General features: G+C 30.1%; 16 protein-coding genes and 5 tRNA genes. 18 read left to right on the top strand and 3 right to left on the bottom strand.

Annotated features, from left to right (window positions below):
- Nucleotides 1–84 precede the first annotated feature (84 nt).
- Nucleotides 85–1,512, top strand: coding sequence for a type I glutamate--ammonia ligase (gene glnA, locus B0175_RS11155; RefSeq protein WP_108528623.1), 1,428 nt, complete (start codon nucleotides 85–87; stop codon nucleotides 1,510–1,512).
- A gap of 129 nt (nucleotides 1,513–1,641) precedes the next feature.
- On the opposite strand, the gene B0175_RS11150 is transcribed toward glnA, so the two are convergent.
- Genes B0175_RS11150 through gpmI form a run of 3 tightly spaced genes read right to left on the bottom strand, consistent with a single transcriptional unit; the run spans nucleotide 1,642 to nucleotide 5,789 of the window.
- On the bottom strand, nucleotides 1,642–3,621 hold the full coding sequence (locus B0175_RS11150; RefSeq protein ID WP_108528622.1) for a transglycosylase domain-containing protein: 1,980 nt from the start codon (nucleotides 3,619–3,621) through the stop codon (nucleotides 1,642–1,644).
- Between the two features lie 3 nt (nucleotides 3,622–3,624).
- Complete coding sequence (locus tag B0175_RS11145) at nucleotides 3,625–4,314, bottom strand: ATP-binding cassette domain-containing protein (RefSeq protein ID WP_108528621.1); 690 nt, start codon at nucleotides 4,312–4,314, stop codon at nucleotides 3,625–3,627.
- Nucleotides 4,314–5,789, bottom strand: coding sequence for a 2,3-bisphosphoglycerate-independent phosphoglycerate mutase (gene gpmI / locus B0175_RS11140; RefSeq protein ID WP_108528620.1), 1,476 nt, complete (start codon nucleotides 5,787–5,789; stop codon nucleotides 4,314–4,316). Before gpmI ends, B0175_RS11145 begins: the two co-directional genes overlap by 1 nt.
- 69 nt (nucleotides 5,790–5,858) lie before the next feature.
- Between gpmI and mraY the strand changes: the two genes are divergently transcribed.
- From mraY to rpoC, 17 genes are all read left to right on the top strand, one after another.
- Nucleotides 5,859–6,920 (top strand): phospho-N-acetylmuramoyl-pentapeptide-transferase, encoded by a 1,062-nt coding sequence (gene mraY, locus B0175_RS11135; protein WP_108528619.1) that lies wholly within the window; start codon nucleotides 5,859–5,861, stop codon nucleotides 6,918–6,920.
- 9 nt (nucleotides 6,921–6,929) lie between these two features.
- Nucleotides 6,930–8,108 (top strand): UDP-N-acetylmuramoyl-L-alanine--D-glutamate ligase, encoded by a 1,179-nt coding sequence (gene murD / locus B0175_RS11130; RefSeq protein ID WP_108528618.1) that lies wholly within the window; start codon nucleotides 6,930–6,932, stop codon nucleotides 8,106–8,108.
- Nucleotides 8,109–8,145: 37 nt separating this feature from the next.
- Nucleotides 8,146–8,221: transfer RNA gene (locus B0175_RS11125), tRNA-Phe, on the top strand.
- 11 nt (nucleotides 8,222–8,232) lie between these two features.
- Nucleotides 8,233–8,309: transfer RNA gene (locus B0175_RS11120), tRNA-Thr, on the top strand.
- A gap of 58 nt (nucleotides 8,310–8,367) precedes the next feature.
- Nucleotides 8,368–8,452, top strand: a tRNA-Tyr gene (locus B0175_RS11115).
- 9 nt (nucleotides 8,453–8,461) lie between these two features.
- Nucleotides 8,462–8,538 (top strand) — tRNA-Gly (locus tag B0175_RS11110).
- A 209-nt stretch (nucleotides 8,539–8,747) separates the two neighbouring features.
- On the top strand, nucleotides 8,748–9,956 hold the full coding sequence (gene tuf / locus B0175_RS11105; protein ID WP_108528617.1) for an elongation factor Tu: 1,209 nt from the start codon (nucleotides 8,748–8,750) through the stop codon (nucleotides 9,954–9,956).
- Between the two features lie 8 nt (nucleotides 9,957–9,964).
- Entirely contained in the window at nucleotides 9,965–10,135 is a 171-nt protein-coding gene (rpmG, locus tag B0175_RS11100) for a 50S ribosomal protein L33 (RefSeq protein ID WP_024775591.1), read from the top strand.
- A gap of 35 nt (nucleotides 10,136–10,170) precedes the next feature.
- Nucleotides 10,171–10,246: transfer RNA gene (locus B0175_RS11095), tRNA-Trp, on the top strand.
- A 77-nt stretch (nucleotides 10,247–10,323) separates the two neighbouring features.
- A complete protein-coding gene (gene secE / locus B0175_RS11090) occupies nucleotides 10,324–10,506 on the top strand; it encodes a preprotein translocase subunit SecE (protein WP_108528616.1) in 183 nt (60 codons plus the stop codon).
- A gap of 10 nt (nucleotides 10,507–10,516) precedes the next feature.
- Nucleotides 10,517–11,044, top strand: a complete 528-nt coding sequence (gene nusG / locus B0175_RS11085; protein WP_108528615.1) for a transcription termination/antitermination protein NusG — start codon at nucleotides 10,517–10,519, stop codon at nucleotides 11,042–11,044.
- Nucleotides 11,045–11,136: 92 nt separating this feature from the next.
- Complete coding sequence (rplK, locus tag B0175_RS11080) at nucleotides 11,137–11,562, top strand: 50S ribosomal protein L11 (RefSeq protein WP_108528614.1); 426 nt, start codon at nucleotides 11,137–11,139, stop codon at nucleotides 11,560–11,562.
- Nucleotides 11,563–11,637: 75 nt separating this feature from the next.
- Nucleotides 11,638–12,336: a 50S ribosomal protein L1 gene (rplA, locus tag B0175_RS11075; protein ID WP_108528613.1), complete on the top strand. Its 699-nt coding sequence runs from the start codon at nucleotides 11,638–11,640 to the stop codon at nucleotides 12,334–12,336.
- Between the two features lie 160 nt (nucleotides 12,337–12,496).
- On the top strand, nucleotides 12,497–12,985 hold the full coding sequence (gene rplJ / locus B0175_RS11070) for a 50S ribosomal protein L10 (RefSeq protein ID WP_108528612.1): 489 nt from the start codon (nucleotides 12,497–12,499) through the stop codon (nucleotides 12,983–12,985).
- 50 nt (nucleotides 12,986–13,035) lie between these two features.
- On the top strand, nucleotides 13,036–13,407 hold the full coding sequence (rplL, locus tag B0175_RS11065) for a 50S ribosomal protein L7/L12 (protein ID WP_108528611.1): 372 nt from the start codon (nucleotides 13,036–13,038) through the stop codon (nucleotides 13,405–13,407).
- 155 nt (nucleotides 13,408–13,562) lie between these two features.
- Nucleotides 13,563–17,711, top strand: coding sequence for a DNA-directed RNA polymerase subunit beta (gene rpoB, locus B0175_RS11060; protein WP_108528610.1), 4,149 nt, complete (start codon nucleotides 13,563–13,565; stop codon nucleotides 17,709–17,711).
- On the top strand, nucleotides 17,701–22,236 hold the full coding sequence (gene rpoC / locus B0175_RS11055; protein WP_108528609.1) for a DNA-directed RNA polymerase subunit beta': 4,536 nt from the start codon (nucleotides 17,701–17,703) through the stop codon (nucleotides 22,234–22,236). The genes rpoB and rpoC overlap by 11 nt, the downstream gene beginning before the upstream one ends.
- Nucleotides 22,237–22,375: the final 139 nt, after the last annotated feature.

Raw genomic sequence — 22,375 nt, 5'->3', positions numbered from 1 at the left:
TGTATAAAAAATATACAGTTGATTTAGTTTATTTTTTCTTTTTCTCTGATAGAATACCTCTATTAATTTCAAGGAGTTTACCTTATGGGAAAATTTGTAAATAACACAGAAGAGTTTTTTAAATATTGTCAAGAAAATGATGTTAAATTTGTAGATTTTAGATTTACAGATATGAAAGGTACATGGCACCATGTAACTTATAAATTTACTGCAGTTAGTGCTTCTACTTTAGATAATGGAATGCCTTTTGATGGTTCTTCAATAGAAGCTTGGCAACCAATTCACAGATCAGATATGGTATTAAAACCAGATGTTGGTACTGCATTTTTAGATCCATTTACTGCTGATTCTACAATCATCGTAATTTGTGATGTTTATGATATTTATAAAGGGCAAATGTATGAAAAATGTCCTAGATCTATTGCTAAAAAAACTTTAACATATTTAGCAGAATCAGGTGCTGGTGATGTTGCATATTTTGGACCAGAAAATGAATTTTTTGTGTTTGAAGATGTAAAAATAAAAGATACAATAAATGAGTCTTATTATAAAGTTGATTCTGAAGATGGTGAATGGAATGATTCAACAAGTTATGAAGGTGGAAACATTGGACATAGACCAAGAGTAAAAGGTGGATATTTCCCAGTAGCTCCTATTGATAATGGAGTTGATTTAAGAGCTGAAATGATGCAAGTTTTAGAACAAGTTGGTTTAGAAGTTGTTTTAGGACATCACGAAGTTGCTCAAGGACAACATGAAATTGGTATTGTATTTGGAGATTTAATTGAAGCTTCTGATAACGTACAAAAATTAAAATATGTTATTAAAATGGTAGCTCACTTAAATGGTAAATCAGCAACATTTATGCCAAAACCACTTTATGGTGATAATGGAAATGGAATGCACGTACACCAATCAATTTGGAAAGATGGAAAAAATCTATTCTATAAACAAGGTGAGTATGGAAATTTAAGTGAAACTGCAAGACATTATGTTGGTGGTATTTTCAAACATGCAAGAGCTGTTGCAGCATTTACAAATCCTTCAACAAACTCTTATAAAAGATTAATTCCAGGATTTGAAGCTCCTTCAATATTAACTTATTCTTCTCAAAATAGAAGTGCTTCTTGTAGAATTCCTTATGGAGCAGGTGAAAAAGCAACAAGAATTGAAATGAGATTCCCAGATTCTACTTCTTGTCCTTATTTAGCATTTGCTGCTATGTTAATGGCTGGATTAGATGGAATTAAAAATAAATATGAGCCTGTTGGACCAATGGATGACGATTTATTTGAATTATCATTAGATGAAATTAGAGAAAGAGATATTCCTCAAATGCCTCATACTTTAAGAGGTTCATTAGAAGCTTTAATTAGAGATAATGATTTCTTAAAACCAGTATTTACACAAGAGATGATTGATACTTATCAACATTATAAATTTGAAACTCAAGTTTGGCCTTACGAAGCAAGACCTACACCATTTGAATTCAAAACAATGTATTCTTGCTAATAAAATAGCAAATATAACTCTTAAAAAGGGAGGGGTTATTTACCTCTCCCTTTTTTATTTGCAAAAGAATAATGAATAAAACTATAAAAAAATATTTTCTTTTATAGTTTTTTAAAATAAAGAAGTTTATTAAAACTCTAAAACTTCTTCATTTGAATTTGATTGATCTATTATAATTTGTGAATCAATATCTGGTAAAGGAGATTTATCTGTGTAAAGTTCATCTTTTCCATTAAAGTTTCCTACATAAACACCATCAGGTTTTGTAAAAGTTCTAGGAATTTCAGGATGAAGTTCTAAATATTTTTTGAAAAAATAAGAGAATGCAGGCGCTGCAATAGTACTACCTGTTTCACTTCTTCTCATTGGAGTATTATCATCTTGTCCAAACCAAACTATTGTTTGAATTGATGGTGAAAATCCACAAAACCAAGCATCAATATTATCATTTGTTGTACCAGTTTTTCCAGCAAGCTCTATACCATCAACTGCTGCTTTTTTACCAGTTCCTTTTTTTACAACGTCTGATAAAATTGAAACCATTAAGTAGTTTTGTTCAGGAGTATTTATCTCTTTAGTTTGTGGTTCAAAAGTTACACTTTGACCATCCTTATTTACAATTTGTTCAACAATATATGGTTTTACTTGAGTTCCATTATTTGCAAAAGTACTATATGCTTCACTAAATTCGACTAAAGATACACTCATTGAACCTAAAGTTATAGATAAGTTATCAACAATATCTTTAAAACCATAATTTTTTAAATCATTTGTTACAATTGGAATTCCTACATCTGTTACCAAATTTAGAGTAGATAAGTTTCTTGACTGAATTAAAGAATCTCTTAATGTTACTATTCCTTGGAAATTCCCTCCATAATTTTTTGGTTGCCATTTTTTCTGAACACCACCAACTGTATAATTGTATGTTCTTGAAATATCAAAAAGTTGACTAGCTGGGTTATAACCTTCATTTAAAGCACTTTGATATAAAAATGGTTTAATAGCACTTCCCGCTTGTCTTTTTGATTGAAATGCTCTATTAAATACTGATTGGCTATAATCAACTCCTCCAACCATTGCTAAAATTTTACCAGTACTACTTTCCATTGTAACCATTGCAGCATTTAGCTCTTTTGTATAAGGATTATTATCTGGGTCTTTAGAATTCTTTCTTATTTCTAAATCTCTTTTTAAAGCTTCTTCATAAGATCTTTTTATAGAATCATCAGCTATTTCTTGTGCATCTAAATCAATAGTTAAATAAACTTTATAACCACCATAAACAATATCTGGAACATCATTTATTAATTGGCTTATTGCATAATCAATAGCATAGGGAGCTACATTTTTTGTCAAAGTTTGATTGTGAATAGTTGGAGTTTCATTTATGGCTTCTTCATATTGTTCTTTTGTAATCCAACCTAAAGTATCCAATCTTGTGATAACTTGATTAGCTCGTGCTAATGAAACTTGAAGATTTCTTGTTGGATCATAAAAGCTTGGAGCCCTTGGAAGTCCTACTAAAATAGCAATTTCTTTTAAAGATAGTTCATATAAATCTTTTTTAAAATACCCTTTTGCAGCAGTTTTTATTCCATAATAACCATGTCCAAAATATGTATGATTTAAATATCTTTCTAAAATTTCTTCTTTTGTTAAAATAGTTTCAAGTCTAATTGCAAGTAGGGCTTCTTTAACTTTTCTCATTAACTTTTTTTCTCTAGTTAAAGTAAGATTTTTTATAAGTTGTTGAGTTAATGTACTAGCACCTTCAACAAAACCACCAGCTTTTAAATTTTTTATCATAGCACGACTAATTGCATCAGGATTTATTCCCCAATGTTCAAAAAATTGTGTATCTTCAATAGCAACTAATCCTTCTATAACACGAGCAGGAATATCATCATATTTCACATATTCTCTATTTTCGTCTTTAAAAGTATTTGCTAAAAGCCTTCCTTCTTTATCAAAAAACTGTGTACTTTGTTTTGGCGAATAGTTTACAACTTTATCAACATCATCTTTTATTTGATCATATAAATCATATAAAAAACCTGCAACTGCAAGTCCTAAAACAACAGCTAAACCAAAAATATATTTCATCATATTTTAAATCCTAAAATCTTTATTTTTAAAAGTCGAATTAATCAAACTTTTTGTATATTCATCTTTCGGTGAAGATAAAACATCTTTTGTCAAACCTTTTTCAACAATCTCTCCATTTTTTAAAATAACAATATTTTCACAAATATCTTTAATAGATTCTATATCATGAGTTACAAAAAGAATCAAAATATTTAGTTGTTTTTTTAAATCATTTACTATATTTATTATATTGTTTTTATTTTCTATATCCAAAGCTGTTGTTGGTTCATCAAGCAAAAGTAATTTTATATTTCTACTTAATGCTATTGCAATAACAACTCTTTGGATTTGACCACCACTTAGTTGTGATGGAAATTTATTTAAGACTGATTTATCTAAATCTAAAAGTTTTAAAACTTCCTCTTTTTTTTCATTTGAACAGAAAAATTGATTTTTGATTTTTGTCATAGAAGATAAAGAAGTAAATGGATTTTGTGGAATAAATCCTATTGAATCATAGTTTAACTCAAAAGGTGAATCTATCTCTTTATTTAATTTCAAATTTGATGGAAGAAGATTTAATAAAGCTTTTAAAGTTAAAGATTTTCCACTTCCACTCTCTCCTATTAATGCACAAGAGTTAGTTATATCAAAAGAGATATTTACTAACATTTTGTTTTGTGAAGAGATTTGTAATTTTTTTATATTTAACATTATATTAAAGGTTTATCCATCTCTTTTGGAATCTCTAAATCCATAAGTTTTAAAACTGTTGGTGCAATATTATTTAAACTTCCAGTTTTTACCTCTTTTACTTTTGGTGAATAAACAAAACAATAAACATCTCCAACTGTATGATTTGTTAAAATATTTCCTTCATCATCTTTCATCATTTCACAATTTCCATGGTCTGATGTTAAAATAATATTGTAGTTTTGTTTTTTTGCTAATTCAAAAATTTGACCTAATTCAAAATCAACTGCTTCAACTGCTTTAACAGCAGCTTCAAAAACTCCTGTATGTCCAACCATATCACCATTTGCAAAATTTACAACTATAAAATCTATGTTGTCATTCATTGCCGTTTTTACTGCATCTCCAACAGCAGGTGCACTCATTTCAGGTTGTAAATCATAAGTTGCAACTTGAGGTGAGGGAATTAAAACTCTTGTTTCATTTAAAACAGGTTCTTCAACTCCCCCATTAAAGAAAAATGTAACGTGAGCATATTTTTCAGTTTCAGCTGTATGAAGTTGAGATAATCCGGCATTTGAAATAACTTCTGCTAAAGTGTTTTTTGGATTATCTTTAGGAAAAAGTACAGGAATAAATACATTTTTATCATATTGTGTCATAGATGCAAAATTTAAAGTATCTTTAAAAGTAGCAAATTCATTAAAATCAGCTTTTGCAAAAACACTAGAAATCTCTCTCATTCTATCACTTCTGAAGTTACAGAAGATTATTCCATCATTTTTTTCTATTCCATTGTATCCTTCAAAAGAAGTTGGTTCGATAAATTCATCAAAAATTTCATTTTTATATGAAGTTTCAATATAAGATAAAATATCATCTTGAGTTTTTGGATTTGCAAAAGTTATTGAATCATAAGCTTTTTTTACTCTATCCCATCTATTATCTCTATCCATGGCATAATATCTTCCAGAAATTGTAGCAATTTTTATATCCTCATCACAAATCTCTAAAATTTGATTTATGTAAGTTTTTGCACAATTTGGTGCAACATCTCTTCCATCAGTGATAATATGAATAAAAACTTTTTTGCCCATATTTTTTGCTATTTTTGCCATGGCAATAATATGATTTATATGAGAGTGAACACCACCATCGCTAGCAAGTCCTAAAAGATGAACATTATTTGATTTTGAAATTGTATTTTTTAAAATTTCATTATCTTTTAATGTATCATTTTTTATAGCAAGATGTATTTTTACTAAATCTTGATATAAAACTCTTCCACTTCCTATTGTCATGTGTCCTACTTCACTATTACCCATTTGCATATCAGGTAAGCCAACATATTCTCCATAAGTATGAATTAGTGAATATGGTACATTTTCAAATAAATAATCATAAGTTGGTTTTTTTGCTGTATAAAAGGCATTATTCTTATTTGAAGAGTTATGTCCTATTCCATCTGTTATTATAAGTAGTGTTTTGTTACTCATTTATTTAAACCTTTTAAAAAGTATAATATATTATAATCGCGCCTATTATATCAAAATCAAGGTTTAATTTTGTTTTACTGGCTTTATAGACACTTAGAAATCAATATCTTACAGTATATCTCTGTTAGAGCAGGAATCAGTTTTTTTATCGCATTCGTTTTAACTATATATTTAATGCCTAAATTTATTAGGTGGGCAAGAGCTAAAAAAGCTTCTCAACCAATTTATGAATTAGCTCCAGAAAGCCATAAAATAAAAGCAGGAACGCCTACTATGGGAGGAGTTGTTTTTATTTTCGCTACAATTGTTGCTACTATTTTAACTGCAAAGCTTAATAATTTTTATATAGTTGGTGGACTATTAACTTTAGCTCTTTTTTCATTTATTGGAATTCAAGATGATTATTCAAAAATATCAAAAGAGAAAAATAGTGCAGGTTTAACTCCCCGAATGAAATTGTTATTTCAGTTTTTATGTGCTGGATTAGTGGCATCAATTCTTTTTTTCTATGGACATTCAAATGAACTTTTTACTCCTTTTTATAAATTTCCTTTATTTGAAATGGGAGTTTTTGCAATTGTGTTTTGGATGTTTGTTATTGTAGCTTCTTCAAATGCTGTTAATTTAACAGATGGATTAGATGGATTAGCTACAGTTCCATCTATTTTAGCATTCTCTACTTTATCTATTTTGGTTTACGTTGTTGGGCATACCATTTTTGCAAATTATTTGTTGTTCCCAAATATTCAAATTGCAGGTGAGTTAGCTATTATGGGAAGTGCTATTTGTGGTGCTTTAATTGCTTTTTTATGGTTTAATGCTCATCCTGCTGAAGTTTTTATGGGAGATTCGGGTTCTTTACCTTTAGGAGCATTTATGGGATATATGGCAATAGTTGCAAAATCAGAAATTTTATTACTTGCTATTGGATTTATTTTTGTATGGGAGACAGTTTCTGTTATTTTACAAGTTGGATCATATAAATTAAGACAAAAAAGAGTTTTTTTAATGGCACCAATTCACCATCATTTTGAACAAAAAGGTTGGAAAGAAAATAAAATAATTGTAAGATTTTGGATTATTGCATTTATGTCAAATTTAATTGCACTGTTAAGTTTAAAAATTAGATAAAGAAGAATTATGAAAAAAGATTATAGAGAAATTAGAGTTTTAGGAAAAGGTGTTACTTCTCTTGCATTAAAAGATAAATTTCCAAATGCAACACTTTATGATGATAGCGATTTTAATTTATATGATAAAAATTCAGATGAACTAACAGTTGTAAGCCCTGGAATTCCTCCTTTCAATCAAATGATTTCAAATTCTAAGAATCTTATTAGTGATTATGATCTATTTGAGAATATTATGCCTTTTTCTATTTGGATATCAGGAACAAATGGAAAAACTACAACAACACAAATGTGTCAACATTTATTAGAAAAATATGATTCAATTTATGGTGGGAATATTGGTGTTCCTTTAAGTCACTTAGATGAAAATAAAAAAATTTGGATTTTAGAAACTTCATCATTTACTTTGCATTATACACATAAAGCAAAACCAAATATTTATATATTACTTCCGATTACAGAAGACCATATAACTTGGCATGGAAGTTTTGAAGAATATAAAAAAGCAAAATTAAAACCTTTAGAATTAATGAATGAAAATGATATAGCAATAATTCCAAATGAATTTAAAGATGTAAAAACAAAGGCTTTTGTAATCACATATAATGATAGTGATGATTTATGTAGATTTTTTAATATTGATAAATCAAAAATTAAATTTAAAGAACCATTTTTATTAGATTCGATTTTATCATTATGTACAAGTAAAATAATTTTTGATGAAATTAACTATGATTTGATAAATGAATTTATTATTGATAAACATAAAGTTGAAGAATTTTATGATAAAAAAAATAGATTATGGATTGATGATAGTAAAGCTACAAATGTTGATGCAACAATAAAAGCATTAATTCCATATCAAAAAAGTAATATTCATATTATATTAGGTGGAGATGATAAAGGTGCAAATTTAGTTCCATTATTTGAAAATATAAAAAATTTAGATATTACAGTTTATGCTATTGGAACAAATGCAAATAGAATTTTGCAATATTGTAAAGAATTTTCTATAAATGTGTTTAAATGTGATTTTTTAAATATAGCAGTTGAAAAAATCAGTGCAAATATGAATCAAGATAGTATAGCAATTTTATCTCCTGCAGCTGCTTCTTTAGACCAATTTAAGTCTTATGCTCATAGAGGAGATGAATTCAAAAATAAAGTGCACAATTTAAGTTTAGATTAATATATTAAGATGTATAATCTCACTCCAATTTGGCATTGGTTCGATAGCTCAGTCGGTAGAGCAAAGGATTGAAAATCCTTGTGTCGACAGTTCGATTCTGTCTCGAACCACCATTTTATTTGGCGCTGGTGTAGCTCAGTTGGCTAGAGCAGCTGATTTGTAATCAGCAGGTCGGGGGTTCGACTCCCTTCACCAGCTCCATTTTTTGTCGTGCGTAATCCAAAAGACAGCGCTAGACCAGAACAATAATTTTTTCAACGGTGAGGTTGGAGAGTGGTCAAATCCTGCGGACTGTAAATCCGCCGCCTACGGCTTCGAAGGTTCGAATCCTTCTCTCACCACCACGCAATGTTGCGGGAGTAGCTCAGTTGGCTAGAGCTTCTGCCTTCCAAGCAGACTGTCGCGAGTTCGAGTCTCGTCTCCCGCTCCATTTTATTGATTACTGGGAGCTGAGTTATAAGCACAACTTTTTATAACTCTTATATTAATTTACTCCCATTAAAGTTATTTTTAGTATTTTTATTATATAATACGCAACACAATTTTGTGTATAAAACACAATCCCCTCTGAATAGAGAAGCCTTTGGGCTTATCTACTCAGAGGGCAATTAAGCAAAAAATTTTAGAAGGAGATTTCCTATGGCAAAAGAAAAGTTTTCAAGAAATAAGCCACACGTTAATATTGGTACAATCGGTCACGTTGACCACGGTAAAACTACTTTAACAGCTGCTATTTCTGCGGTTCTTGCAGTTAAATATGGTGGAGAGATGAAAGATTATGATCAAATCGATAACGCTCCAGAAGAAAGAGAAAGAGGTATTACAATTGCTACTTCTCACATTGAGTACGAAACTGCAAAAAGACACTATGCTCACGTAGATTGTCCAGGTCACGCGGATTATGTTAAAAACATGATTACTGGTGCTGCTCAAATGGATGGAGCTATCTTAGTTATCGCTTCAACAGATGGACCAATGGCTCAAACAAGAGAGCACATCTTATTATCAAAACAAGTTGGTGTTCCATACATCGTTGTATTTATGAATAAAGAAGATCAATTAGATCCTCAAGATAAAGAAGAGATGTTAGAACTTGTTGAAATGGAAATTAGAGAATTATTATCTACTTATGATTTCCCAGGTGATGATACTCCAATTATTGCTGGTTCAGCATTCCAAGCATTAGAAGAAGCTAAAGCTGGTTCAGTTGGTCCATGGGCAGAAAAAATTGTTGCTTTAATGGATGCTGTTGATGAGTATATCCCAACTCCAGAAAGAGATATTGACCAAGCATTCTTAATGCCAGTGGAAGATGTATTCTCTATTTCAGGAAGAGGAACAGTTGTTACTGGAAGAATTGAAAAAGGTACAATTAAAGTTGGAGAAGAGATCGAAATCGTTGGATTTGGAGATACTAAAAAAACAACAGTTACTGGTGTTGAGATGTTTAGAAAAGAAATGGATCAAGGTCAAGCTGGAGACAACTGCGGTATTCTTTTAAGAGGTATCAAAAAAGAGGAAGTTGAAAGAGGACAAGTATTAGTTAAACCAGGTACAATTACTCCTCATACAAAATTCAGATGTGAAGTGTATATCCTTTCTAAAGAGGAAGGTGGTAGACATACTCCATTCTTCTCAGGATATAGACCACAATTTTATGTAAGAACGACAGACGTAACAGGTTCTTGTACTTTACCAGAAGGTACTGAAATGGTTATGCCAGGTGATAACGTAGAAATGACAGTTGAATTAGTTGCTCCAATTGCTCTAGACAAAGGTACTAAATTTGCTATTAGAGAAGGTGGTAGAACTGTAGGTGCTGGAGTTATTGCTGAAATTATCGAATAAGGATTATTATGGCAAATGCAGTAAGAATTAAAATAGGATTAAAATGCCAAGAGAGTGGAGATATTAACTACACTACTTGGAAAAATCCAAAGACTCACACTGAAAAGTTTGAAGTTAGAAAATATTGTCCAAGATTAAAAAAACATACTACTCATAAAGAAGTTAAGTTAAAATCTTAAGACATAAATTTTGGACTTGTTTTACAAGTCCAAATAGGTCAGTAGCTCCAATGGTAGAGCATCGGATTCCAAATCCGAGTGATGGGGGTTCGAGTCCCTCCTGGCCTGCCACTAAATTTTTTTTAAAGAAGTTAACATTTTTTAAAAAGAATTTAAAGTCTATATAGTAATTAAAATCGGAGTTAACTGTGAATAAATTAAAAACTTATTATTCTAGTGTAAAGTCAGAATTATCTAAAGTAATTTTTCCCATAAAAGAACAAATTAGAACAGCTTATATATCTGTTTTTATTGTAGTTACAGTAATAACTCTATTTTTAGCTTTAATTGATGGTATTATGTCAATAAGCTTATCTTCTATTATAAATTAAGGGTATAAATATGGCACATAAATGGTATGCAATACAAACTTATTCAGGTAGTGAATTGTCTGTAAAAAAAGCTTTACTTAAGTTAGCTGAGGAAATGGCTGATGATAGAATTCAGGAAGTTTTAGTGCCAACAGAAGACTTAATTGAAATAAAAAAAGGTAAAAAAACTATTGTTGAGAGACCTTTATATCCTGCGTATGCATTTGCTAAAATTGATTTAGATACTGGTTTATGGCATAGAATTCAGTCAATGCCAAAAGTTGGAAGATTTATTGGTGAGTCTAAAAAACCAACTGCTTTATCAGATAAAGACATTAATTTAATTCTAGAAAAAGTTAAGAATAGAGCAGCTGCAAAACCTAAAGTATCTTTTGATACTGGTGAAATGGTTAGAATAAATGAAGGTGCATTTGCAAACTTCAATGGATTAGTGGAAGATTTTGATATGGTATCTGGAATACTTAAATTAAATGTATCTATTTTTGGAAGAAACACTCCAGTTGAGATTTCTTATACTCAAGTTGAAAGAATAGTATAAAAAATTATATAGGCATTAGGCAAAAAAACTAGCTTCTTTATAGTTTTCTTGCCTAATGTCTAATCATTAAAATATTTTTTAAAGGAATAGCCATGGCTAAGAAAATACAAGGGTTTTTAAAATTACAAATACCTGCTGGAGCAGCGAACCCATCACCTCCAGTTGGACCTGCTTTAGGTCAAAGAGGTGTTAATATTATGGAGTTTTGTAAAGCATTTAATGAAAAAACAAAAGACAAAGCAGGATATAGAATTCCTGTAGTTCTTACAATTTATACAGATAAAAGCTTTACTTTTGAATTAAAACAACCACCAATGACAGAACTAATTAAAAAAGTTTCAGGTGTAAAAAAAGGTAGTGATAATCCACTTAAAAATAAAGTTGGAAAATTATCAAAAGCACAAATTATGGAAATCGTTGATATGAAAATCAAAGATTTAAATACAGATGATAGAGAAGTTGCAGCAAAAATTGTTGCTGGTTCAGCTAGATCAATTGGTATTGAAACAGAATTATAAAATTCTGTTTTAAGAAAGTCTTACCACCGGACTTTATAATGGCGGTAGCAAAATAAAAATATTGCGGAGAAAATAATGGCAAAAGTTTCAAAAAGATATAAAGCGTTAGCTGAAAAAGTTGAAGAAAGAAAATACTCTTTAGCTGAAGCTTGTACAGCTGTAAGAGATTTAAAATCAGCTAAATTTGATGAGAGTGTTGAAATTGCTCTTAACTTAAACGTAGATCCAAGACATGCTGATCAAATGATTAGAGGTGCAGTTGTTCTTCCAAATGGTACGGGGAAAACTGTTAGAGTTGCAGTATTTGCAAAAGGTGTTAAATTAGATGAAGCAAAAGCAGCTGGTGCTGATGTTGTTGGAAATGACGATTTAGCAGAGCAAATTCAAGCTGGAAATATTAATTTTGATGTTTTAATTGCAACTCCTGATTGTATGGGAATTGTTGGTAAAGTTGGAAGAATCCTTGGACCAAAAGGTTTAATGCCAAATCCTAAAACTGGAACAGTTACTATGGATGTTACAAAAGCAGTTAATGATGCTAAAGGTGGTCAAGTAACTTATAGAGTTGACAAAAAAGGTAATATGCAAGCAGCTGTTGGAAAAGTTTCTTTTTCTGCTGAAGCTATTAAAGAGAATGTTGAAGCATTTGTTGCTGCGATTAATAAAGCTAAACCTTCAACTGCAAAAGGAAGATATATCACTAATGCAGCAATTTCATTAACAATGAGTCCATCTATTATTTTAGATAATATGGAATTAATGGAAGTAAGATAAGGATTTTTCCTTATCTTTTTTAACGTTCAAATGTGTTGATATTTATCAATATTTTTGAGTGTTATTCAAAGCACTGAAATAAAACTAAAGACAGCTGGTAAGAAACTTTCCTCGTTTCTTGTAAGTCCCGCCTAAGTCGATGTTTTGAAAGGAGGAAAATATGACAAGAGAAGAAAAATCGGAAGTTATTGATTTTTTAACAGCAGAATTTAAAAATTCATTAGCAGTTGTTGTTTGTGATTATAAAGGACTTACTCATAAAGAGTTAGAATTTTTAAGAAAAGAAGCAAAAGCTAATAACACTAAAGTTCAAGTTGCTAAAAATACTTTAGTTACTGTTGCTGTTAAAAATGCAGAACTTGGTGATGTTGAATTAAGTGGTACAAATATTTTCTTATGGTCAGAAGATCAAATCTCAGCTTGTAAAGTAGCTGATAAATTTGCATCATCTAACAAAGAAAAATTTGCTATTAAATCAGGGATTATCGAAGGTAAGATTGCTGATTTCGCTACTGTTAATGCGTTTGCTAAATTACCATCAAGAGAAGAACTTCTTGGTATGCTTGCATCTGTATGGATGGGGCCTGTTAGAAACTTTACTATTGGTCTTGATGCACTTAGAAGAAAAAAAGAAGAAGAGGCAGCTTAATTATTTAAGCTATTAATATAAAATAAAAAAAATATAATAAGGAAAATGAAATGGCAATTTCTAAAGAAGACGTTTTAGAATTTATCTCTGGTTTATCTGTATTAGAATTATCAGAATTAGTAAAAGAATTTGAAGAAAAATTTGGTGTATCTGCTCAACCTGTAGCAGTTGCTGGTGGTGCTGTAGCTGCTGTTGAAGCTGCTGAAGAAAAAACTGAATTTGACGTTGTTATCGTTGATTCAGGAGACAAAAAAATTAACGTAATTAAAGAAATCAGAGCAATTACTGGTTTAGGATTAAAAGAAGCTAAAGATGCTGCTGAGCAAACTCCTTCAACAATTAAAGAAGGTATCTCTAAAGCTGACGCTGAAGCAATTAAAGCTCAATTAGAAGCTGCTGGTGCGAAAGTAGAAGTTAAATAATTCAACTGTTATACAGGGATTATCCCTGTATATAGTTTAGCATCTTTGAGGGTTAAGATTAAAATTTAAAGGAATTTTAATCTTATCCTTTATGGATGCTTTTGTGCTTTATACTAAAAAAGCAAACTTAACCAAATTTTATAACAAGGCCTAAAATGTTAAACTCTTTAAAATCTGGTAATAGACTTAGAGTTGATTTTGCAAAAAATCCACAAAAAATTGAAATTCCAAACTTACTACAGTTACAACAAACTTCATATGACTCATTTTTAATGATTGGTCAAGAAGATAGAACTACTGCTGGTATAGAAAAAGTATTCAAATCTATTTTTCCAATTCATGATGTTCAAAATAGACTTACACTTGATTATTTAGGTAGCGAAGTTGGTAAACCTAAATATGATGTTAGAGAGTCAATGGTTAGAGGATTAACTTATTCAATTCCTCTTAAAATTAATATTAGATTAACTTTATGGGATTTAGACGAAAAAACTGGTGAAAAAATCGGTGTTAAAGATATGAAAGAACAATCTTTATTCATCAGAGAAATTCCTTTAATGACTGATAGAACATCTTTTATTGTTAATGGTGTTGAAAGAGTTGTTGTTAATCAATTACATAGATCTCCTGGTGTTATCTTCAAAGAAGAAGAATCAAACACGGCAGATAATAAACTTATTTATACAGGACAAATTATACCAGACAGAGGTTCTTGGTTATATTTTGAATACGATTCAAAAGATGTATTATATGTAAGAATTAATAAAAGAAGAAAAGTTCCTGTTACTATTTTATTTAGAGCATTAGGTTATTCTAAAGAAGATATTATCAAATTATTCTATCCAATAGTTAATATTAAAGTTAAAAATAATAAATTTTTAACTGAATTTAACCCTGATGATTTTATGGGAAGAATTGAATTTGATGTTAAAGATGATAAAGGTAATTTAGTTATCGGTGCTGGAAAAAGATTAACTGCTAGAAAAGCTAAAGCTTTAATTGAAGGTGGATTAAAATTAATTGAATATCCATTAGAATTATTAATGGACAGAAGTACAGCAAATACAATTTATGATCCAGAATCTGGAGAAGTTTTATTTGATGCTTTAACAAATCTTGATGAATTAAAATTAAAAAAACTTTTAGATTTAGGATTTGAGTCATTTGATATTGCAAATGATTTAGCTGTTGGAATTGATGCTTCTATTATAAATGCATTTAAAGCTGATGCTGAATCTTTAAAATTATTAAAACAAACAGAACAAATTGATGATGAAAATGATTTAGCAGCAATTAGAATTTATAAAGTTATGAGACCAGGTGAGCCTGTAACTAAAGAAGCTGCAAAAGATTTTGTTAAAAAACTTTTCTTTGATCCAGAAAGATATGATTTAACTAAAGTTGGAAGAATGAAAATGAATCATAAATTAGGTGTAAATGTACCTGAGTACGTTACAACTTTAACTTATGAAGATGTTATCAAGACTGTTCAATATTTAGTAAAAGTTAAATCTGGTCACGGTCATATCGATGATAGAGATCACTTAGGAAATAGAAGAATTAGAGCAATTGGTGAATTACTTGCAAATGAATTACATGCTGGTTTAATCAAAATGCAAAAAGCTATTAGAGATAAAATGACTACTTTAAGTGGAACATTAGAAGACTTAATGCCACATGATTTAGTTAACTCTAAAATGATTACTTCAACAATTACTGAATTCTTTACAAGTGGTCAATTGTCTCAATTTATGGACCAAACAAATCCATTATCAGAAGTTACTCATAAAAGAAGACTTTCTGCATTAGGTGAGGGTGGTTTAGTAAAAGAGAGAGCTGGATTTGAAGTAAGGGACGTTCACCCAACTCACTATGGAAGAATCTGTCCAGTTGAAACTCCAGAGGGACAAAACATTGGTCTTATCAATACTTTATCAACTTTCTCAAAAGTTAATGATTTAGGATTTATTGAAGCTCCATATAAAAAAGTTGTAGATGGTGTTGTTACAAATGAAATTTCATACTATACAGCTACTCAAGAAGAGGGACTTGTAATTGCTCCTGGTTCAACAAAAGTTGATGAGAATGGAAAAATTATTGAACCATTGATTGAAGTTAGAAAAAATGGTGAAATTTTATTAATGGAAAGAAATAGTGTTGATTTAATTGATATTTCTTCTCAAATGGTTATGGGAGTTGCTGCTTCTTTAATTCCATTCTTAGAACATGATGATGCAAACAGAGCACTTATGGGATCAAATATGATGAGACAAGCTGTTCCTTTATTAAGACCAAGTGCTCCTGTTGTAGGAACTGGTCTAGAAAAAACTGTAGCACGTGATGCATGGGAAGCAATTAAAGCTAATAGAGCTGGACTTGTAGAAAAAGCAGATGCAAAAAACATTTATATTAGAGGTGAAGATGAAAATGGTGCTTTCATTGATCACTATACTGTAAATAAAAATGTTAGAACAAATAATAATACATCATTTGGACAAAGAATTGCAGTAAAAGAAGGTGATTTTGTTCAAAAAGGACAAGTAATTGCTGATGGTCCATCTATGGATAAAGGTGAGTTAGCTGTTGGTATCAATGCAATGGTTGCATTTATGCCATGGAATGGATATAACTACGAAGATGCGATTATTTTAAGTGAAAGATTAATTGAAGAAGATGCATTTACATCTGTTCATATTTATGAAAAAGAGATTGAATGTAGAGAATTAAAACATGGTAATGAAGAGATAACAAGAGATTTACCAGGTGTAAAAGAAGAGTCAATTTCTCATTTAGATAATTCAGGAATCGTAAAAGTAGGAACTTATGTTACTCCTGGAATGATTTTAGTTGGAAAAGTAACTCCTAAAGGGGAAATAAAACCAACTCCAGAAGAAAGATTACTTAGAGCAATTTTTGGTGAAAAAGCAGGACATGTTATAAATAAATCTTTAGTATGCCCAACATCAATGGAAGGTACTGTTGTAGATGTTAAAGTATTTACTAAAAAAGGCTATGAAAAAGATGATAGAGCAGTAGCAGAAATTGAAGCAGAAAAAGCTGAACTTGATTTAAAACATCATGATAAACTTTTAATGTTAGATAGAGAAGAAATTTTAAAAATCAATGATTTATTATTAAAAGCTACTTTAACTAAAGATGTGGAATTAGATGATATTGTTTATAAAAAAGGTCAAACGATTCCTGTTGATGTTTTAAACAATGTTAATAGATTTGCTATGAAAAAAGTTGTTTCTTCATATTCAAAAGAGATAGAAAAAGCATATAATGATATTAAAGAATACTTTATTAAACAAAAAGCTCATTTAAGAGAAGAACATGAAGAAAAACTTCAAATTTTAGAGCATGATGATATATTACCAAGTGGTGTTATTAAACAAGTAAAAGTTTATGTTGCAACTAAGAGAAAAATTAAAGTTGGGGATAAAATGGCTGGAAGACACGGAAACAAAGGTATTGTTTCTAATATTGTTCCAAAAGTTGATATGCCATATTTAGAAGATGGAACAACAGTTGATGTTATTTTAAATCCACTTGGGGTTCCTTCAAGGATGAATATTGGGCAAATTCTTGAAGTTCACTTAGGATTAGCTGGTAAAAAACTTGGTAACCAAATTCAAGATATTTTTGAAGCAAAAAGAGCTGATTTTATTGCAGAACTAAGAGCAAAAATGACTGAAATTGCAAGTGTTGCAAAACTTATGAATGGTAAAGCATTTATGGATTCTTTAAATGATGAAGAATTAGTTCAATACGCACAAGATTGGGCAAAAGGTGTAAGATTTGCTACTCAAATCTTTGATGGAGTAAAAGCAGAAGAATTTGCAAAATTATTTGAATTAGCAAAAATTGATAGCGATGGAAAATGTGTTCTTTTTGATGGAAAAACTGGTGAAAAAATGAAAGAAAGAGTAAACGTAGGTTATATGTATATGCTTAAACTTCACCACTTAGTCGACGAAAAAGTTCACGCTAGAAGTACAGGACCATACTCTCTTGTAACACAACAACCAGTTGGAGGAAAAGCTCTATTTGGTGGACAAAGATTTGGAGAGATGGAAGTTTGGGCATTAGAAGCTTATGGTGCAACAAATGTACTTAAAGAGATGCTTACAACAAAATCTGATGATGTTGAAGGTAGAACAAAAGCTTATAGAGCAATTGCAAATGGTGAAAATGTTCCTAATTCTGGAGTTCCAGAGACATTCTTCGTATTAACAAAAGAGTTAAAAGCTCTAGCACTAGATGTAGAGATTTTTGGAGAGGTAGAAAACAATGAGCAATAATGAAAAAGTATTGTCACCAATTGAGATAAAAGAGTTAGAAAGACCACAAGATTTTTCAGCTTTTCAACTAAAATTAGCAAGTCCAGAAAAAATACTTTCTTGGTCTTGTGGTGAAGTTAAAAAACCTGAAACAATTAATTATAGAACATTAAAACCAGAAAGAGATGGATTATTTTGTGCTAAAATTTTTGGACCAGTAAAAGATTATGAGTGTCTTTGTGGTAAATACAAAAAAATGAGATACAAAGGTGTTGTTTGTGAAAAATGTGGAGTTGAAGTAACTTCATCAAAAGTTAGACGACATAGAATGGGACATATTGAATTAGTATCTCCTGTTGCTCATATTTGGATGGTTAGTTCTCTTCCTACAAGAATAGGAACACTTTTAGGTGTAAAATTAAAAGATTTAGAAAGAGTATTATATTATGAAGCATACATTGTAAGTAATCCTGGTGAAGCTTACTATGATAATGAAAAAACTAAAAAAGTTGAAAAATATGATATTTTAAATGAAGAACAATATAGAACTATCTCTGATTTATTTGAACACACTGGTTTTGAAGCTAATATGGGTGGAGAAATTGTAAGAGATTTATTAGCAGGACTTGATTTATTTGAATTACTAACTCTATTAAAAGAAGAGATGGAAACAACTAAATCTGAAGCTAAAAGAAAAACAATTATCAAAAGATTAAAAGTTGTTGAAAACTTCTTAAATTCAGGAAATAGACCTGAATGGATGATGCTTACACAACTTCCAGTTCTTCCACCAGATTTAAGACCGCTTGTTTCACTTGATGGTGGAAAATTTGCTGTTTCAGACGTAAATGACTTATATAGAAGAGTTATTAATAGAAATAACAGATTAAAAAGATTAACTGAACTTGATGCTCCAGAAATCATTATTAGAAATGAAAAAAGAATGCTTCAAGAAGCAGTTGACGCTTTATTTGATAATGGAAAAACTGCAAATGCAGTTAAAGGTGCAAATAAAAGACCTTTAAAATCTTTATCAGAAATTATTAAAGGTAAACAAGGACGATTCAGACAAAACTTACTTGGTAAAAGGGTTGACTTCTCGGGAAGATCTGTTATCGTTGTTGGACCATCTTTAAATATGGATCAATGTGGTATTCCTAAAAAAATGGCTTTAGAGTTGTTTAAACCACATTTAATGGCTAAATTAGAAGAAAAAGGTTATGCAACAACTTTAAAAGCTGCAAAAAGATTGATTGAAAATGAATCAAATGAAGTTTGGGAATGTTTAAATGAAATCGTTGATGAATATCCAATTTTATTAAACAGAGCTCCAACTCTTCACAAATTATCAATTCAAGCTTTCCACCCTGTTTTAATTGATGGAAAAGCTATTAGATTACACCCACTTGTTTGTGCTGCATTTAATGCGGACTTCGATGGTGACCAAATGGCAGTTCACGTGCCTTTATCACAAGAAGCGGTTGCAGAAGCAAAAATTTTGATGATGTCTTCTATGAATATTCTTTTACCAGCTAGTGGTAGAGCGATTGCTGTTCCTTCTCAAGATATGATTTTGGGAATCTATTATCTATCTTTAGTAAAAGAGGGTGTAAAAGGTGAACATAAATTATTTACAGATGTAAATGAAGTAAAAATTGCATTAGATATGGGACAAATTGATCTTCATGCTAAAATCAGAACAAAAATTGCTGATAGAATAATTCAAACAACTGTTGGAAGATTAATTATTCATGAAATTTTACCAAGTTTTGTACCTGCAAATTTATGGAATAAAGTTTTAAAGAAAAAAGATATTGGTGTATTAGTTGATTATATCTATAAAGAAGCTGGATATGAAGTAACGCCTAGATTCTTAGATGATCTTAAAAACTTAGGTTTTAAATATGCAACGGTTGCTGGAATTTCTATCTCTATAGATGATATTAGAGTTCCTGAAAATAAAATAACACATATTAGCAAATCTAAAAAAGATGTTATTGAAGTTCAAAAACAGTTCTCTCAAGGACTTTTAACTGAGCAAGAAAGATATAATAAAATTATTGATATTTGGACAGAAGTAAATAACAAACTTGCATCTGAAATGATGGAGCTTGTTAAAGGTGATAAAAATGGATTCAACTCTATTTATATGATGGCTGATTCAGGAGCTAGAGGATCTGCAGCTCAAATTAGACAGTTATCAGGTATGAGAGGACTTATGGCAAAACCAGATGGTTCTATTATTGAAACACCAATTATTTCAAACTTTAGAGAAGGTCTAAACGTACTTGAGTACTTTATTTCTACTCACGGAGCTAGAAAAGGACTTGCCGATACAGCGTTAAAAACAGCAAATGCTGGATATTTAACAAGAAAACTGATTGACGTTTCTCAAAATGTAAGAATTACAATTGAAGATTGTGGAACACATGAAGGTATTGAAATTACTGATATTACTTCAGGTAATGAATTAATTGAAAGTTTAGAAGAGAGAATCACAGGTAGAGTTATTGCTGAAGATATTATTGATCCAATTTCAAATGAAATTTTATTTGCTGAAGGAACTTTAATAACTGAAGAAGATGCAAAAGTTGTAACTGAAGCAGAAGTAAAATCAGTAGTTATTAGAACACCTTTAACTTGTAAAGTTGAAAATGGATTATGTTCAAAATGTTATGGACTAAATCTTGGTGAGCAAAGAAAAGCTAAACCAGGTGAAGCAGTTGGAGTTGTTGCAGCTCAATCTATTGGAGAACCAGGAACTCAGCTGACACTTAGAACTTTCCACGTTGGGGGAACTGCAAGTGCAACTCAAACAGAAAGAGAGTTAAAAGCAGATAAAGAAGGATTCATTAGATATTACAATATTAAAAAATATGTAACAACTGATGGAAAAATCATTGTAGCAAATAGAAGAAATGCTGGTTTATTATTAGTTGAACCAAAAATAAATGCACCATTTAAAGGTAAAGTTACAGTAGATACTGTTCATGAAGAAATTATTTTAACTATTGCAAATTCAAAAGAAGAGAAAAAATACTTCTTAAGAAAAAATGATGTTGCAAAAGCAAATGAATTAGCTGGAATTTCTGGAAAAATTGAAGGGAAACTTTATTTACCATATAAAGATGGTGAAGAAGTGAATCTAAATGAATCTATTGTTGAAATTATTAAAGATGGATGGAATGTTCCAAATAGAATTCCATTTGCTTCTGAGTTAAAAGTTGAAGATGGAGCACCTGTTACATCAAAAATTGTTTCGGGAGCAAAAGGTATTGTTAAATACTATAAATTGACTGGTGATTATTTAGAAAGAAGACATGATATTAAAGCTGGTGATACAATAACAGAAAAAGGGCTTTTTGCAGTTATTGCTGATAATGAAGACAGAGAAGCTTTAAGACACTATATTTCAAGAGGTTCTTCTATTCAATTAAATGATAATACTGAAGTTGAAAAAGATACAGTTATTTCTGCTCCAACAAAAAATGAACAAGTTGTGATTGCAGAATGGGATCCATATGCAAATCCAACAATTGCTGAAAAAGCTGGGGTTATCTCATTTGAGGATGTTATTCCTGGAGTTACTGTTTCTGAGCAATTTGATGAATTAACAGGAACATCTAAATTAGTTATTAATGAATATATTCCAAGTGGATATAAACCAACAGTTATTTTAACAACTGATGATAATGAGATTATTAGATATCCTTTAGATCCAAAAATTTCATTAAATGTTAGTGAAGGAAAAAGAGTAGAAGTTGCAGACATTATTGGTAAAACACCAAAAGCAACTCAAAAATCAAAAGATATTACTGGAGGTCTTCCAAGAGTATCTGAATTATTTGAAGCTAGACGACCAAAAAATATTGCAATATTAGCATCTTTTGATGGAGTTGTATCTTTTGGAAAAGGATTAAGAAATAAACAAAAAATCCTTATTACAGATTCAACAGGAAATAGTGTAGAGTATTTAGTAGAAAAATCTAAACAAGTTTTAGTTCATGAAGGTGAATTCGTTCATGCGGGTGAAGCTTTAACTGATGGACAAATTTCTCCTCATGATATTTTGAGAATTCTTGGAGAAAAAGCATTACATTACTTTATTGTTTCTGAAGTACAACAAGTATATAGATCTCAAGGGGTAAATATTGCGGATAAACATATTGAGGTAATTACATCTCAAATGTTAAGACAAGTTTCTATTTTAGATGGTGGAGATACTAAATTCATTGTTGGTGATATGGTTTCTAAAAAGAAATTCAAACTTGAAAATGAAAAAATTATAAAATTAGGTGGAAATCCTGCAATTGCTGAACCTTTATTATTAGGTATTACAAGAGCTGCTGTTACATCTGATTCTATTATCTCAGCTGCTTCATTCCAAGAAACTACAAAAGTTTTAACTGAAGCTGCAATTAGTGCTAAAATGGATATGTTAGAAGATTTAAAAGAAAATGTTGTTATTGGTAGAACAATTCCAGTAGGAACAGGGTTATATAAAGACCAAAAAGTTAAATTTTCTGAACAAGAAATCTCAAAATAATAAGGCTTTCTAGCCTTATTAGCTTTTTAAATATAAAATGGAATATTTATACTTATTTCTTATCTTTATTGCTGTTGAATTATTTGAAACAAATTGGCAAAAATCTGATTCCTTATATGGATTATTAGATAATAATTTT

The sequence above is a fragment of the Arcobacter lacus genome (assembly GCF_003063295.1).
In the GTDB taxonomy this organism is placed as follows: Bacteria; Campylobacterota; Campylobacteria; order Campylobacterales; family Arcobacteraceae; genus Aliarcobacter; species Aliarcobacter lacus.
This window is presented reverse-complemented; position numbering and strand designations above follow the sequence as displayed.